1 pseudogene is annotated in these 488 nt (G+C 50.6%); it reads left to right on the plus strand.

Annotated features, from left to right (window positions below):
- Positions 1-488, plus strand: a pseudogene (locus DEF47_RS17995) (hypothetical protein); the annotation flags it as partial.

Genomic DNA, 488 nt, shown 5'->3' on the forward strand with positions numbered 1-488 from the left:
TGCCAGTGTTTGGCTACCCAATTGCTGCCGCTAAAGCCGAAGCAAACCCCGATACTGACATGAGCTACCATACCCAATGGCTCGAACGGAATCGTTTTGAGGTGCACCCTGAGAATGCTGGTACGGCTTACGAGGTGCTGCTTGGTTTATTAGGCAAAGAACGGTTGCAACAACTTGGGCGCGGGGTTGCCCCACGCGAGGTTGGGCCACAAACAGGTTGTTTATGGTTTGAAGAAACTGGACATAATGTTTGTGATCAGGCCAATGGACTTGGTTTCAAAAGCTACTGGCAATCGCATGGCCTTAAAATTCCTGGCTTGGATACCTATGCCCGTTCGTTGCAATTGTTTGGCTTGCCCTTGACGGGCGTTAACTTGGAAACCAACGCTAATGGCGATACGGTGCAAACCCAATGGTTTGAGCGGGCGCGGCTTGAGTGGCATCCTAACAATCCTGATCAATTTAAGGTGTTGTTGGGCTTGTTGGGC

Origin of the sequence: Herpetosiphon sp., from assembly GCF_003512625.1 — a bacterium.
Taxonomy (GTDB): Bacteria; Chloroflexota; Chloroflexia; order Chloroflexales; family Herpetosiphonaceae; genus Herpetosiphon; species Herpetosiphon aurantiacus.